The 14,443-nt window shown below is 56.8% G+C and carries 11 protein-coding genes; 5 read left to right on the forward strand and 6 right to left on the reverse strand.

Going from position 1 to position 14,443, the window contains the following annotated elements; translation table 11 throughout:
* Positions 1 to 159 precede the first annotated feature (159 nt).
* Together BXP70_RS17085 and BXP70_RS17090 are read right to left on the reverse strand one after the other, a co-directional pair.
* Entirely contained in the window at positions 160 to 1,485 is a 1,326-nt protein-coding gene (locus BXP70_RS17085; RefSeq protein WP_086595324.1) for a cryptochrome/photolyase family protein, read from the reverse strand.
* Positions 1,486 to 1,590: 105 nt separating this feature from the next.
* Positions 1,591 to 2,307 carry an SDR family NAD(P)-dependent oxidoreductase gene (locus BXP70_RS17090; RefSeq protein ID WP_086595325.1) on the reverse strand — a complete coding sequence of 239 codons (717 nt, stop codon included), beginning with the start codon at positions 2,305 to 2,307 and terminating at the stop codon, positions 1,591 to 1,593.
* Between the two features lie 300 nt (positions 2,308 to 2,607).
* Here BXP70_RS17090 and BXP70_RS17095 point away from each other — a divergent pair, with 300 nt between their 5' ends.
* The 3 genes from BXP70_RS17095 (at position 2,608) to BXP70_RS17105 (ending at position 7,788) form a co-directional block, all read left to right on the forward strand.
* Positions 2,608 to 6,057, forward strand: a complete 3,450-nt coding sequence (locus BXP70_RS17095) for a pyruvate carboxylase (RefSeq protein ID WP_086595326.1) — start codon at positions 2,608 to 2,610, stop codon at positions 6,055 to 6,057.
* A 109-nt stretch (positions 6,058 to 6,166) separates the two neighbouring features.
* Positions 6,167 to 6,907, forward strand: a complete 741-nt coding sequence (locus BXP70_RS17100) for a hypothetical protein (protein ID WP_143436546.1) — start codon at positions 6,167 to 6,169, stop codon at positions 6,905 to 6,907.
* A gap of 167 nt (positions 6,908 to 7,074) precedes the next feature.
* Positions 7,075 to 7,788 (forward strand): hypothetical protein, encoded by a 714-nt coding sequence (locus BXP70_RS17105; protein WP_086595328.1) that lies wholly within the window; start codon positions 7,075 to 7,077, stop codon positions 7,786 to 7,788.
* A 6-nt stretch (positions 7,789 to 7,794) separates the two neighbouring features.
* Here the strand turns inward: BXP70_RS17105 and BXP70_RS17110 are convergent, their stop codons facing one another.
* A complete protein-coding gene (locus BXP70_RS17110; protein ID WP_086595329.1) occupies positions 7,795 to 8,286 on the reverse strand; it encodes an META domain-containing protein in 492 nt (163 codons plus the stop codon).
* A 55-nt stretch (positions 8,287 to 8,341) separates the two neighbouring features.
* On the opposite strand from BXP70_RS17110, the gene BXP70_RS17115 reads away from it, so the two are divergent.
* A complete protein-coding gene (locus tag BXP70_RS17115) occupies positions 8,342 to 9,685 on the forward strand; it encodes a M20/M25/M40 family metallo-hydrolase (protein ID WP_086595438.1) in 1,344 nt (447 codons plus the stop codon).
* A 125-nt stretch (positions 9,686 to 9,810) separates the two neighbouring features.
* On the opposite strand, the gene BXP70_RS17120 is transcribed toward BXP70_RS17115, so the two are convergent.
* From BXP70_RS17120 to BXP70_RS17130, 3 genes are all read right to left on the reverse strand, one after another.
* Positions 9,811 to 10,656, reverse strand: coding sequence for a transporter (locus BXP70_RS17120; protein ID WP_086595330.1), 846 nt, complete (start codon positions 10,654 to 10,656; stop codon positions 9,811 to 9,813).
* Between the two features lie 144 nt (positions 10,657 to 10,800).
* A complete protein-coding gene (locus tag BXP70_RS17125) occupies positions 10,801 to 11,889 on the reverse strand; it encodes a PAS domain-containing sensor histidine kinase (RefSeq protein WP_086595331.1) in 1,089 nt (362 codons plus the stop codon).
* A gap of 73 nt (positions 11,890 to 11,962) precedes the next feature.
* On the reverse strand, positions 11,963 to 12,427 hold the full coding sequence (locus BXP70_RS17130; RefSeq protein WP_086595332.1) for a response regulator: 465 nt from the start codon (positions 12,425 to 12,427) through the stop codon (positions 11,963 to 11,965).
* 162 nt (positions 12,428 to 12,589) lie between these two features.
* Between BXP70_RS17130 and BXP70_RS17135 the strand changes: the two genes are divergently transcribed.
* Positions 12,590 to 14,440: a sensor histidine kinase gene (locus tag BXP70_RS17135; protein ID WP_086595333.1), complete on the forward strand. Its 1,851-nt coding sequence runs from the start codon at positions 12,590 to 12,592 to the stop codon at positions 14,438 to 14,440.
* The last annotated feature ends 3 nt before the right edge of the window (positions 14,441 to 14,443 follow it).

Genomic DNA, 14,443 nt, shown 5'->3' on the forward strand with positions numbered 1-14,443 from the left:
ATTAATACAACCAACTGCCGAGCCGGAAGGTTGCCGTAACTGACGGAGTTTGTGCACGAAAAGCAAGGTAGCGCGGACTGTGTAGTCTGCACGTAATCCATGCAAATCTTCCAGTGTGGACCTAGCCTAGCTACGGCTATTCCGCCTAGCACAGGCTACCTAGGTAGCAGCCTCTTGGTAAGCCGCCCGTAGGCTGTCAATAGCGCGTTGGCGGGCGAAAGGATGATCGACGATGGGAGTGGGATAAGCGGCAGTACCTAGCTCGGGCACCCACTTCTTCACGTAGGCTAGGTCGGCATCGTACTTCTCCTGCTGGCTCTGCGGGCTATACACCCGAAACCACGGTGCGGCCACGGCGCCCGTACCGGCCATCCATTGCCAGTTACCTACGTTTTGAGCCATATCATAATCGAGCAGCTTGTCGGCAAAGTACCGGTCGCCCCAACGCCAGTCGATGAGCAAGTGCTTCACCAAAAAGCCTGCCGCCGCAATGCGGATGCGGTTGGGCATATAGCCGGTTTCGTTTAGCTCGCGCATGCCGGCATCTACCAGCGGGTAGCCCGTGCGGCCTTCGCACCACGCCCGAAACTCCTCTTCATTGTTGCGGTAAGGTACATTGCGCAAGCGCGGGTTGTAGCTCTCGGTGGCCGTGAACGGATAATGCCAAAGCAGCATCATAAAGAAGTCGCGCCATACGAGCTCCGCCAGCAGCTTGGGGTTCAGCTCCTTGGCTTGTCGCATGAGTTGGCGTACGCTCAACGTGCCGAAACGCAGATGCACCGAGCGGCGCGTGCTGCTGTTCACTAAGCTAGGTTGGTCACGGGTTTTGTGGTAGTTGCGCACCAGGTCATCGGTGGGCAGTTCGGCGGCGGGCACAAATTGCTCGTAAGGCTCGAAGCCCATGCTTTCCAACGTTGGCCGAGCAGGCGCCTGAGGCAGAGGCACTAAGTTAGCCGACGTGAAAAGCTCGGTGGAAGGGTACGGTTGCAGGTGCTCATCGCGTAGCGCACCCAGCCACGAGTCGCGGTAGGCGCTGAAGTTTTTGGGCGGAGCGCCGCTCTTGGTTAAGATCTCGTTTTTGGCAAAAATCACCTGGTCTTTGAGCGCTTTGAACTCCGCGCCGTGCTGGCGGCATAGCTCAGTCACTTCCGCGTCGCGCACTGCGGCGTAGGGCTCGTAGTCCTCGTTGGTATACACGGCCGCTACCTCGTGCTCGCGCAGTAGCGCCGCAAATACCTCCGCCGGCCGACCGTAGTAGGCTAGGTAAGTGCCACCGGCTTGGTCCGTTTGGCTGGCTAGCCGCTCTACTTCGTTGTAAATAAAGGTCACGCGGGCATCGCGCCGGCTCGGCAGCTGATCCAGAATTTCGCGGTCGTAGATGAACAGGGGCACAACGGGGTAACCCGATTGTAGCGCAGCCGCCAAGCCCGCATTATCGTGCTGGCGCAAGTCGCGGCGATGCCAAAAGAGGGTGATCTTAGCCATAGAAATAGGTGGGATAGGAGCTAGGGAAGTTATGAAGCCTGAGTGCACCTGTCGGTCCTACGCCCTAGGCAGCCGACCGGTTGTCGGCTGCGGACAGCAAAACCACTATTTAAGGCGCGACATACCACCGTCGACGGGCAAAATCTGGCCGGTGATAAAGGAGCTATGGGCCGAGAGCAGAAACGAGGCCGCATACGCTAGATCCTGCGGCTGACCGATCCGCTGCAAAGGGTGGCGCTTGGCGCCTGCTTCAGCTTTCTCAGGCGTATTGAGCAGGGACGCCGCTAGGGGAGTGTCCGTTAGGGAAGGCGCAACGGCATTCACCCGAATGTTGCTAGCTGCGTATTCGGCTGCCAAAGCGCGGGTTAGGCCTTCAATGGCGCCTTTTGCCGTCGCAATACTGGAGTGAAAGCTCATGCCGGTACCCGCCGCCACAGTGCTGAATAAGACGATAGAGGCACCGTTGGCTTTCTTCAGGCGCTTTATCAACGGTTGCAAGACCTGCACGGCACCGAGCACGTTCAACTCAAAGTCAGCCCGAAAATCGTCTAATGCAATACGCTCGAAGGGCCGGAGCTTGATGCTGCCGGGGCAATATACCACACCGTGCAGCACCTCGGGCAATGCGTCGAACACCGTGGGGGCTAACGGTTGCGTGACGTCCAGCTCCATATGCGTCGTCTGCAAAGCAGCTAGCTCGGGCGACAGGTGACGGGAGGCAGTGAACAAACGGTAGCCTATCTGGTGGAGCAGCTCCGTGGTAGCTAGGCCAATGCCAGAGGAAGCACCAACAACGAGTATGTTCTGATTCGAAAAGTCCATAGGGTGAGAGCGGTAGTGGAGTTGTACCTACAACTCCACTGTTCAACTAAGGTTTGTGGGGCAGGTGGGTAAACCCGCGCGTGCTGTGGCACACTAGCGCATGGCGCAGAGCGACGAGTGAGAATGAAGCCTTTGTTTGAAATGATGCAGTTTTACTTCGAGTTTTCGTGTAATTCGCTCCTTATTTTGAAAAATAGCTAACGTTTTGGCCGATTTAATAGGAGAATTTCGCTTAAAGTTGGTCGCTTTGGTGTGCTTTAGTAGCTTACGCCACAATAGACTTTTTTGCCAAAACCCTCTATGAACATTCGCAAATTGCTCGTCGCCAACCGGGGCGAAATTGCCATTCGCGTACTACGCGCCGCGAGCGAGCTAGGTATCGCCACCGTCGCCGTGTACACCTACGAGGACCGCTACTCGCTGCACCGCTATAAAGCCGATGAAGCTTATCAAATCGGGCGCGACGAGGAACCGCTGAAACCTTACCTCGACATCGAGGAAATTCTGCGGACGGCCAAGGAAAATGGCGTCAATGCGATTCATCCTGGCTACGGTTTTCTGAGCGAGAATGCCACCTTTGCGCGCCGCTGCGCCGAGGAAGGTATCGTGTTTGTAGGGCCCCGCCCCGAGGTAATGGAAGCGCTTGGCGACAAAGTAGCGGCCAAGCGAGTGGCCGTGGAGTGCGAGGTGCCCATCATCGAGAGCAGCGTGCAAGACCTCACCAGCTTCGAGATTGCCACGGAAGAGGCGCACCGCATTGGGTACCCGGTTATGCTGAAGGCGGCTTCCGGCGGCGGTGGCCGCGGTATGCGCGTGATTCGGGATGATGAGCAATTAGAAAAAGGCTTTTTCGAAGCGCGCAACGAGGCCAAAAAAGCCTTCGGTGACGATACCGTGTTTCTGGAGAAGTTTGTGGAGAAGCCCAAGCACATTGAGGTGCAGCTGGTGGCCGACAGCTACGGCAACATTGTGCACCTCTACGAGCGCGACTGCTCGGTGCAGCGGCGCTTCCAGAAAGTGGTGGAAGTGGCGCCCGCCATCAACCTGCCCGACCACCTGCGCGAGAAGCTCTACGAGTACGCGCTGAAGCTGGGAAAGGCCGTGAACTACAACAACGTCGGTACGGTCGAGTTCTTGGTGAACCCCGAGGAAGACCGCATCTACTTCATCGAAGTGAACCCGCGCATCCAGGTGGAGCACACAGTGACGGAGATGATTACCGGCATCGACCTGATCAAAACGCAGATCTACATCGCCGACGGCGGCCGACTAACTGACCCCGAAATCAACCTAGGCCCGGACGTGAAGCCGCCGAAGATCGGGGTGGCCATCCAGTGCCGCATTACTACCGAGAACCCCGAGGAAGATTTCAAACCCGACTATGGTACCATCATTGCCTACCGCTCGGCGGGTGGTTTTGGTATTCGTCTGGACCAAGGCTCGGTGTATCAGGGGGCTAAGATTTTGCCCTTCTTCGACTCGCTGCTGGTGAAGGTATCGGCGCAGGCGCGCACGCTGGCCAACGCCGCCTCACGCATGGCGCGGACGCTGGATGAATTCCGTATTCGCGGGGTGCACACCAACATCCAGTTCCTGCAAAATATCATCTCGCACCCCGAGTTTGTGAGTGGCCAGGCCAACGTGGACTTTATCAAGGACCACTCCGAACTCTTCAAGTTCAAGGTGCGGCAAGACCGCGGCTCGAAGGTGCTCAACTTCGTGAGCGAAATCGTGGTGAATGGCAACCCCGACGTGAAAGACCTCGTGGACCCGAACCGGGAGTTTCGCCGCGCTATTCGGCCCGACTACGACCCGGCTGCGCCCTACACGCCGGGTACCAAGGATAAGTTGACCGAGCTAGGTCCGGAGGAGTTCTCGAAGTGGTTGCGCAACGAGCCGCTGATCCACTACACCGACACCACGCTGCGCGACGCTCATCAGAGCCTGCTGGCTACCCGGATGCGTACCTTCGACATGATGAAGGTAGCCGAGCGCTACGCCAAAATGCACCCCCAAACCTTCTCGATGGAAGTGTGGGGTGGTGCCACCTTCGACGTGGCGTTGCGCTTTTTGCACGAAGATCCGTGGGAGCGGCTAAGTAAGCTGCGGGCAGCTATTCCGAACATTTTGCTGCAAATGTTGATTCGCGGGGCTAATGGGGTCGGCTACAAAGCGTACCCCGATAACCTCATCGAGCGGTTTGTGGAGCAGGCCTGGGAAACGGGCATCGACGTGTTCCGCATCTTCGATTCGCTGAACTGGATGAAGGGTATGGATGCCTGCATTGGCTTCGTGCGCAACAAAACCAAAGCCCTAGCCGAAGCAAGTATCTGCTACACCGGCGACATCCTAGACCCCAAAGCGCACGGCAAATACAACCTCGACTATTACCTGCGCCTGGCCAAACAACTGGAAGACGCTGGAGCGCATATTCTGTGCATCAAAGACATGGCCGGCTTGCTTAAGCCCTACGCCGCCAGTGAGTTAGTTTCGGGCCTGCTCGATACGGTCAAGATTCCAATCCACTTGCACACCCACGATACGTCATCGTTGCAGGCCGCCACCTACATGAAGGCGGCGGAAGCGGGTGTCAATGTCATCGACGTGGCCCTAGGTTCCATGTCGGGGCTCACCTCGCAGCCCAACTTCAACTCGGTGGTGGAGATGTTCCGCCATACGCCGCGCCACCGGGAGTTCAACCAGGAAAGCCTAAACCAGTTCTCGAACTACTGGGAAACGGTGCGCGAGTACTACTACCCATTTGAGTCGGGCCTGAAGGCAGGAACCTCGGAAGTATTTCAGCACGAAATTCCGGGGGGGCAGTACTCCAACTTGCGGCCGCAAGCGGTAGCCCTAGGTTTGGGCGAGCGGTTTGAGGAAGTGAAGAAAACCTTCACCGACGTCAACTACCTCTTCGGCGACATCATTAAAGTTACGCCCTCTTCGAAAGTAGTGGGCGACATGGCGTTGTACCTGGTCACCAACAACCTCACCACGCAGGATGTGCTGGAGCGGGGCGAGTCGCTTAATTTCCCAGAGTCCGTAGTAAGCCTGTTCCGGGGCGACATTGGGCAGCCGGAAGGCGGTTGGCCCGCCGACGTGCAACGCGTTATCCTAAAAGGCGAGCAGCCCTTCACCGACCGCCCCAACGAACACCTCGCGCCCATCGACTTCGACGGCGAATGGAAGAAGTTTCAGGAGAAGTTTGGGGAGGGAGTGAAGTTCACCGATCTGCTTTCCTACCTACTGTACCCCAAGGTGTTTGAGCAATATTGGGCGCACGTGCAAGAGTTCGGCGACGTGTCGCCGGTGCCCACGCGAGTGTTCTTCTATGGCTTGCAGCCGGGCCAGGAAACTATTATCGACATCGCCCGCGGAAAGTCCATCATTATCAAGCTGCGTTCCATTGGCGAGGTGAACGATGAAGGTAACCGCACCTTGTTCTTCTCCTTCAACGGTCAGACTCGTAACCTCGAGGTGCGCGACAAGTCGGTAGAAGTGAAGGCCGTGCGCAACTCCAAAGTCGATAAGAACAACACGCGGCAAGTAGGAGCGCCGCTACAAGGCATGCTCTCTAAAGTGCTGGTAGTGCCGGGGCAGGAGGTGAAGCGCAACACGCCGCTTTTCATCATCGAAGCCATGAAAATGGAAACCACCATTACTGCCTCCGACGATGCCAAAATAGAAGCGGTGCAGCTCAGTGAAGGAACACTAGTGAATGCCGATGACCTCGTGTTGACCCTAGCCTAAACTAGCTACTTAGCCTTACGGCGAATGGGTGCCTTGGCCGCGGAGCCAAGGCACCCATTTTCTTTATAAAGTAATGTATATTGGCTCTAAACTACCATCAATCGCTATCATGAAACCTCTATTATTCTGTACTACAGGTCTGTTACTCGTCTCGCAACTCGCACTAGGCCAGTCTCCTGTTTCCATTACCAGCCCAGACCCGCAAACCAATAGCCTACAGGACCCGTCCAAGATTTATGAATACACGAGAAGTTTGGACGCCATGCGCGACGATAACCCTTACAAAGGAGTAAGTGGGTCGCCTTACGTCGTGCCGCGCTGGCTCTCAGCCGTCATCACAACGAAAGGCAAAACGGTGATGCCTGCCACGCCGCTGAAGTATGATGTGCTGCGGCAGCGTGTGCTTGTCCTTGATCCGCAGAAAGGCGATTCGCTCCAAGTAGACGAGACCCTGATTGCTAGCTTTGTGCTAACGGACCCAGAACAGCCGCAGGAACGGCGCGCGTTTCGCCGCTTTGCCGAGGCGCCCGTGCCGGAGCAGGCGCGGGAGTTTGTGGAGGTGCTGCACCAGGGCAAATACACGCTGCTTAAGCGCTACACAAAAGATGTGCAACTCGCTGGCTACTCCAGCGCTTACCTCTACGATGAGAGCCCCAAGGCCATAGAAGACAAGATTATTTATTACTTAGCCCGTCCGAACGGCTCGGCGGTACCCGTTAAGCTGAAAGTTAGAGCCTTGCAAACTGCCGCACCCGAGCTAGCCACTGCGCTACGGGAAGCAAGTCGTAAGCGCAGCATCTCGCAGGAGCAAGACGCCGTAGCGCTGCTGCAAGTCGTCGATAAGCCCTAACGCTCCTTACGAGCAGTATTGGCAGTAAACTAGACAGAACAAACGAGTAAATCAGCAACTGATCGGTCGGTCTGGTCAATTGGCTGCCTGGCCTTTTACCGCTAGTCGCTAACCAGCTTGCCGTTCGTTGCTGCGCTATTATTCACTCCTACCGTCATTTACCCGGCATGAAGCAACTGATCTTCATCTTGGCAGGCCTAGCTATTTCCGAAGTAGCAATTTGTCAAAACAACAATTTGTACACCTCGCCCAATATTCAGGAAAATCTTAACTCCATCATGAAAGGGTCGGCGGGGATGACTATGGACAACCGCTACGAAGGGCTAAGCGGCACGCCGTACGTGGTACCGCGCTGGCTGTCAGCAACTATCACAACCCGGCAAAACAAAGTAATAGAAGCCACGCCCTTGAAGTACGACGTGCTCCAGCAGCATCTGTTGATGCGGGACCCGCACAATGGGGATTCCTTGCTGCTGGACGACAACGCTGTAGCTAGCTTCGTGCTGCACGATCCGGATCGACTGCCCGAGAAGCGCGCGTTCCGGCGTTTCTTGGAAGCGCCTGTGCCGGCCCAATCCCGCGAGTTTGTGGAAGTACTGCACCAAGGCAAGTACACGCTGCTCAAACAGTACAGCAAGGAAGTGCAGAAAGCTAGCTACAAAGGCGCCTACAGCACCGACCGCCGCGCCGACGAGATACGGGACAAAATCACGTATTATCTTCTGGGAGCCAACAAGTCTGCTACGCCGGTGAAGCTGAATGTCAAAGCCTTGCAGACGGTAGCTCCCGACCTAGCGGCAGCCTTGAAGGAAGAAGCCAGCAAGCGGCCGGCGCGCACCGAATCTGATTTGGTTGCGCTCTTGCAGGCAGTAGATAAGTAAGCACAGCTACCGCAGATAAACCGCTTCGAACGTCGCAGAAGGCTGCTCTTCTGGCCCCGCATAAAGCCGTAAGGTGTCGCCACTGACGCGCAGACGCTTGGCGGCGCCCAGAACTTGCAGGTACTGTGTTTCGAGCGCCAGCCGGTCGCAAGCCATGCGGGTACTACCTAGGTTGCTCATGCGAATGGAGTCGGGGGCTGGCTGCGTGAACTGCCCGAAGAACCGGTTGCAAGCAGCTTGGCCGCTTACTTTATCAGCAGCAGCATCGAACTGTAAATACATTTCGCGGGCATTTTCAGGAGTAGTAATGGCCGTGCCAGCCAGCGTGCGCAGCACCCAACGCGTGTTACGTAGGCTAGCTGCCGGCTTTTGCGCAGTGGTGGTATCGGGTGTCGCGGGCGAGCTGGTGGGCTGGGAGGCTTGGCACGCGCTAAGCAGCAGCGCAGCGCTCAACAGAAAACTAGCGGAGAGGAAGTGACCTAGCATAGGCGTAAGCATAAGGAACAAGCTGGGTAATTGACCAAGGATGAGCGGAATGGTTTATTTTGGCGCCATGAAGAAACTGATTCTCTTATCATTCCTGCTCAGCTTATACGGCCAAAGCCAAGCTCAGCGGTCAAAATCGACTAAAAACAACGCCTCTACGATCACGCAAGCCTCAGTAGAGCACATAGTACGCACCCTGGCTGCTGACGATATGCAAGGCCGGGCTTCCGGCACGCCGGGCGGCCTCAAAGCCGCGCAGTTTATTGCGGGCGAATTCAAACGGATCGGCCTGCAACCTTTGACTGGGCTAACGAACTTTGAGCAGGTATTCACTGCCTACGACATCCACTCCGGTGAGGCGAAGGTAGAGCTGAACGGTGCCCCCGTTCCCGCCGACCGAGTTTTGGTAGCTTCGGGCGTGCCGCAGCTAGCTTGGTCAGACAAGGATAGCCCAGTCGCGCGCGTCGTAGTGATTGGTCCTGATGCGAAAGTAGGGCAGGAGTTGCGACCCTTGTTGCAGCCGCATGAGAACTTGGTGGTGCTGGTTGACCCAGCACACACGGCGTACTTTCAGCGGTTCGCGAACTACTTCGGACAGAATGCTATCCGCGCCGAAAAGCCGGAGCCCTACGCAAGCGTATTCATTCTAAGTGCACCGTCGCCTACGCTCCCTACTTACCGCATCACGGCCACCACCATCATCAAACCGGTACAACTGCGCAACGTTGTGGGGGTGTTGCCGGGGCGCGACAAGACGAAAGCGGCGGAAATGGTGGTTTTCTCGGGCCACTACGACCACCTAGGGGTGCGACCTGCTGTGGCAGGCGACTCCATTGCCAATGGGGCCGATGACGACGCCAGCGGCACGACGGCTGTGATTACGCTGGCAGAGTACTTTAAGAAAAAGAAGGACAACGCCCGTACGCTTGTATTTGTAGCTTTTGCGGCCGAAGAATCCGGCGGCTTTGGCTCCCAGTATTTTTCCAAGCAGCTCGACCCGGCGAAAGTAGTCGCCATGTTCAACATCGAGATGATCGGCAAAGTGGCCCAATTTGGTCCGAATACCGCCTTCATCACCGGCTACGAACGGTCGGACTTTGGCAAGCTGCTTCAACAGAACCTGCAAGGTACCGCGTTCCGCTTCGAGCCCGACCCGTACCTGGAGCAAAGCCTTTTCTACCGTTCTGATAACGCAACCCTAGCACGCTTGGGCGTACCGGCCCACTCCATCAGCACCGACCAGATTCCGACCGACAAGCTCTACCATTCCGTGGATGACGAAGTAGAAAGCCTTGACCTAGCTAACATGACGGCCGTTATCCAAGGTATCGCGCAGAGTGCCAGCGGTATTATCTCGGGTCAGCAAACGCCGACGCGCATCGCACCCGAGTCGGTAGGGCAGCGGCCGTAAGTAGTTGCTTATTTATTTTACACACGGAACCCTAGCTTCATTCGGAAGAAAATGAAAGCTAGGGTTCCGTGTGTAAAGTGGTTACTGGAGCGCAAAGGTTAAAGCGTCATCGCACCCAGCGTTCTTCACTTAGGCAGCCGCACGCTCAGGCCTCCACCCAGTGTAAAGCCTGTACCTAAGTTGCCGAATTGCTGGCCTGCTGTTACATCTAGACGCAAACCAGGTAGCGGCCGCCAGTACAAACCGCTCGTTAGCCCGGGTAGGAAGCGCGTGCTACGTTGCCACGTCGTGTAGGCTTCGGTGAAAAATCCAAAGTTGCCCCCGAGCGGGCCGTTGAGCGCGAGGGTGCCGAGGTATTGACCTAGCTTGGTATCGGCCGCCTGAAAGCCCCGCTGCCGAAAGCCGACATTGGCTTCCAGTCCATAGCGGGCCCCAAGCTGCTGCGACACCAACAGACGAATGGCTGGCTCGTAGGCCTTGTTCAGGAAGGAGGCGTCGCCCGTGCGCAGCGTCATTTCGGTGAGCAGCACTACCTGGGAGCGAGCATCCTGATTTGTGGAGGCCAGAAACTTGGCGCCCACTGTCAGGGGCGTGAAGCCCGCCGGGCCCACAGTCGGATTAGCCTCGTTAAAAACAGAAGTGCCTGGCAAAGGATGCAGGTAGCCCTGGCTGGCACGTAGCTCGATGTGGTTGAAAAAGCCTACCCGGAGCAATGCGCTGGAAAGCGTCCGGCGCGTGCCCCAGCTTGCATCAGTCGGATCGAAGCGCAGGATGCCGGTTTCGAGCTGCACCTGCCCGGGGTGGAGCATATTGGTGGTGACGGTCTGACCAGGGCGGTCGGGGCGGATATTTTGAATGAAGGGTGTATCGGCGTTATCGACGTTCGGGTCAGTCGTTTGAGCCAGGGTGCTGATCGGGCGTGCCAGCAAAAGGCCGGCGCTGATCAGCAGTGTGGTCGTATTAGGCATCATCCCTGACGCATCGCTGCGCCGGAAAGTTCGGCAGGAGCCGTGCAGGATCTTGGCAAGCTCAACCGTAGCTAGGTTTCGCGCAAGCTGCGCGAGGCTAGGTTGCAGAACCTGTTATTGGGCCGGCGACTAGCAAGCCCCCGGCGGCTACACGTATTCCTTCAGAAAGCACGTGAAGGTGGTGCCGGTTTCTGGCGTGCTTTCCACGGCGATGTGGCCGCCGTTTTTTTGCACAATGTTATGTACCAGGTGCAAACCAATGCCTTTGCCCTCAGCCTGCGTAGTGAGACGCGAAAAAGGCATAAACAGCTTGTGGCCCTTACTATCTAGGTCAATGCCGATGCCATTATCCTGAAAAGATATCACCGCAAAATCGCCTTGCCGCCACGCTTTAATAAACACGGTCAGAGGCCGGCCCTCATAGCGGTACTTGAGCGCGTTGCTGAGCAGGTTGCGAAAAATGCTGATGAGGTAGCTGCGGATATACGTCAGCTCGGGCAGGGCAGAAAAGTCAGTATCCAGGGTGGCATCTTTGGGAATTTCGGCGGCTAGCTCGGCGGCCACTTCTGCCCATATCTCTTCCAACCGGAGCAGATGCACGACTACCTGAAAGGTACTTTGTACTTCCAGCACCTCGACCAGGTCGGCAATAGTGCCCTCTAATTGCTTGAGTGAGATCTGCATGTGTTCCAGCAGCATCTGGCTTTCAGGAGCGTGGGGCTGTTCCAGTAGCAGGTTGGTCAGCACGGTGAGGTTGCCTACGGGAGAGCGAAGGTCGTGGGCTGCGGTGTACACGAAGTTTTCCAGGTGCCCATTTACGCGCGTGAGTTCCTCGTGTTTCTGGGCCAGCAGCTGCCGCGAACTGATCAGCTCGGCGGTGGCCTGGCGCTGCTCCGTCATGTCGCGCACCACGGATAGCAAACCGACTACCTCGCCGCTGGGCGCGCATTCCGGAAGCACTTCCACCTGGCAGTAGCGGGTGGCCTCGGCCCCAGCCGGCAGCTGCACTTCCACGCAGGTAGAAGCGCCGGTGAGGCGTACGTGTTGCAAGGCTTCCAGCCACATCGCCACGGAAGCCGGGTCAAACAAATCGGGTAGTGTTCGGCCCTGTATCGGCGTAGTCTGCTTGGCTAAGGTTGCAAAGCGTTGGTTGGCAAACGTAAGGCGCAAACCTAGGTCGTAGCGCGCAATGGCCTCGGGTAAGATGTCCAGAAGAGTGCTACAGGTATGTTCCATTGCTATGCGGCCCAATCGCAAGAATCGGCGCCATGGTAGTAGCTAGACTGCAGATGTAGTAGCGACCCCAACCCTAGGAGCGGCTGTTTGGTGGCTTGAAATAATTAGGCAGATCATTAATCACCAGCCAATAATGCACAATTTCGGCAATACTCAGGGAGTATTTTACGAAGTTCATTGGCTTGATGATATAGCTGTTGGCGCCGGCTTGATAGGCTTCCTGCATCTGAGCCGTGGAGGTCGAGATGGTAACCACCACGACGGGAATAGCCTTGGTACGTGCATCCGCCTTGAGCGTTGCCAAGACCTCCATGCCTTTGATCTTCGGCAAGTCCATATCGAGCAGAATAAGCAGGGGCAACTCGTAGGCCTGGTCCTGGTAAGTGCCCTGCCGCAGCAGGTAATCCAACGCTTCCTCCCCATCGCGCAGGTGATAGTACTGCAACGACGGCATCTTAGCCTTCAAGGCCCGAAAGGTAAGTTCGGCATCTTGGGCGCTATCTTCAATGAGCAGAATTTCAGGATGGATGGGTTGCATTGTAGTAGGAAGCCGTTTTAGTAAAGGTACGCAGCCTTTGTTTCCTACCGCCCGAACCAGTTGGAACGCGCTGCGTTCATTGGTGGTACTCCAAGGCCGACGGCACGGTCCGTAGCGGTCTACAAAAACTAGGGTAGAGGCCTTTGTATATACAGAAGTTCTATGCGGAAAAGAGTGTACCTGAGTTTTCTGCTGGCGGCGTTGCTGCTGGGGATTACCAGCTATTTCTACAGTCGCAGCACCACGCGCTACATCCAGACCGTGTTGCGGGTGCAACAGTCGCAGCGCGTAGTTAATCAGTTGGAACTCGTGTTGTCGCTGGCCAAAGATGCCGAAACCGGCGAGCGAGGCTACGTGATTACACGGCAAGAACAGTTTTTGGAACCCTATGTGGCAGCGCAGCAAAATGTGCAGCGGGAGCTAGCCAGACTGACTGCATTGGCACGCCCCAAGCCCTTTCACGCTGCCCGCTTGCCGCAGCTACAAAGGCTGGTGAGAGCGGAAGAGGCATTCTTAGACGAAACAATTCGGCTAACGCGGCAAGGGCAGTCGGGTGCGGCCGCGCAGCTGATCATCGGTGGCGAAGGCAAACGGATGCTGGATGCCATACGTCGCCTAATAGCCCAGATGCAAGCACACGAGCGGCAGGAGCTAGCCCGCTTGCTGGGCCAGGTAAAAGCCGAAGCGCAGTTCAACAACGCCGTGAACCTAGTGGGGGTGGTCGTGTTGGTGATGCTGTTTACCTTGGCCGCCTACACGATCAATCAGGACATTAACCGTCAGCAGCAGCTCCGACGCGAGCTAACGAACAAGAACGATGCGTTAGCGCAGCTGTCGGCAGGGCAGCGTACTTTGCTCGATCAACTTTATGAGGCTCAAAGCATTGCGAAGGTAGGAAGCTTTGACTTAGATGCTAATGGCCTGTTCATTGGCACGCCCCAGCTTTACCAGATTTACGGCTGGGACCTCGCCTTATCCGGGCAGCGAGCTCCGATAAAATTATTGCTTGAGGCGCTGCACCCAGAAGACCGCGACTTAGTCATGAATGCCGTCCAGACGTCTTTTCGCGAACAGTTGCCCTACGAAACCCAGCACCGTATCAATCTGCCCGATGGAACCCAGCGCTACCTGCTAGGCCGGGGAAAAACCGTGCAGCACGACGGCCTAACTCATTTGCAAGGCACCGTGATGGACATCACGGACCGGATTCAGTATGAGCAGCAGCTTCAGCAGCTAAATCGGAACCTCCAGGTTACGAACGATGAGCTGTCCACGGCGCTAGAAGAATTGTCGGCGGCCAGTCGTCAGATCAAGCAGTACAGCGCCGAGCTCGAGCAGAAAAATCAGGACTTGGAAGCCTTTTCATACTCCGTTTCGCACGACCTGAAAACGCCCTTGCGCTCGGTGCTGTCATTCGGCGGCATCTTGGAAGAAGAGTACGCCTTGGCGCTGGATGAAGAGGGCCGCCGGCTGCTGGACATCGTGCTGAAGAGTGCCCACACCATGCACGAACTCATCGAGGCGTTGCTGCAATTCTCCAGGCTAGGTCGTACGGCCGTTCACAAGGAACCGGTAGATATGGATCAGCTGGTGCGGGTGCTGGTAACACAGGTAGCTGAGAGCCAAGCGGGCCAGGCAGGCATAGAGGTGGGGGCGCTTGGCCAGGCCTGGGCCGACCGCCCTCTGATCCGGCAGGTGTGGTTTAATCTGCTCAGCAACGCCGTGAAGTTTTCGGCCAGCCAACTAGCACCGCGTATCACCGTGGGGTGCCGCCGGCAAGAGCAGGAAACAATTTACTTCGTTGCCGATAACGGGCTAGGTTTCAATCCGCGCTACGCGGGCGAGCTGTTTGGCGTATTCAAGCGCCTGCCTTCCGCCGAAGGCCTGCCCGGCACCGGCGTAGGATTGGCAATTTGCCACCGCATCGTGGCCAACCATGGCGGCCGCATCTGGGCCGAAGGGCAGGAAGGCCACGGCGCTACCTTTTACTTCACCCTTCCGCTGCACCCTTAACCT

It is taken from the genome of Hymenobacter crusticola (genome assembly GCF_002154225.1).
Classification (GTDB): domain Bacteria; phylum Bacteroidota; class Bacteroidia; order Cytophagales; family Hymenobacteraceae; genus Hymenobacter; species Hymenobacter crusticola.

What these genes read in the sequence shown, in the direction of transcription:
- BXP70_RS17085 (WP_086595324.1), bottom strand. Translation starts at nt 1,485, where the DNA reads ATGGCTAAGATCACCCTCTTTTGGCATCGCCGCGACTTGCGCCAGCAC.
- BXP70_RS17090 (WP_086595325.1), bottom strand. Translation starts at nt 2,307, where the DNA reads ATGGACTTTTCGAATCAGAACATACTCGTTGTTGGTGCTTCCTCTGGC.
- BXP70_RS17095 (WP_086595326.1), top strand. Translation starts at nt 2,608, where the DNA reads ATGAACATTCGCAAATTGCTCGTCGCCAACCGGGGCGAAATTGCCATT.
- BXP70_RS17100 (WP_143436546.1), top strand. Translation starts at nt 6,167, where the DNA reads ATGAAACCTCTATTATTCTGTACTACAGGTCTGTTACTCGTCTCGCAA.
- BXP70_RS17105 (WP_086595328.1), top strand. Translation starts at nt 7,075, where the DNA reads ATGAAGCAACTGATCTTCATCTTGGCAGGCCTAGCTATTTCCGAAGTA.
- BXP70_RS17110 (WP_086595329.1), bottom strand. Translation starts at nt 8,286, where the DNA reads ATGCTTACGCCTATGCTAGGTCACTTCCTCTCCGCTAGTTTTCTGTTG.
- BXP70_RS17115 (WP_086595438.1), top strand. Translation starts at nt 8,342, where the DNA reads ATGAAGAAACTGATTCTCTTATCATTCCTGCTCAGCTTATACGGCCAA.
- BXP70_RS17120 (WP_086595330.1), bottom strand. Translation starts at nt 10,656, where the DNA reads ATGATGCCTAATACGACCACACTGCTGATCAGCGCCGGCCTTTTGCTG.
- BXP70_RS17125 (WP_086595331.1), bottom strand. Translation starts at nt 11,889, where the DNA reads ATGGAACATACCTGTAGCACTCTTCTGGACATCTTACCCGAGGCCATT.
- BXP70_RS17130 (WP_086595332.1), bottom strand. Translation starts at nt 12,427, where the DNA reads ATGCAACCCATCCATCCTGAAATTCTGCTCATTGAAGATAGCGCCCAA.
- BXP70_RS17135 (WP_086595333.1), top strand. Translation starts at nt 12,590, where the DNA reads ATGCGGAAAAGAGTGTACCTGAGTTTTCTGCTGGCGGCGTTGCTGCTG.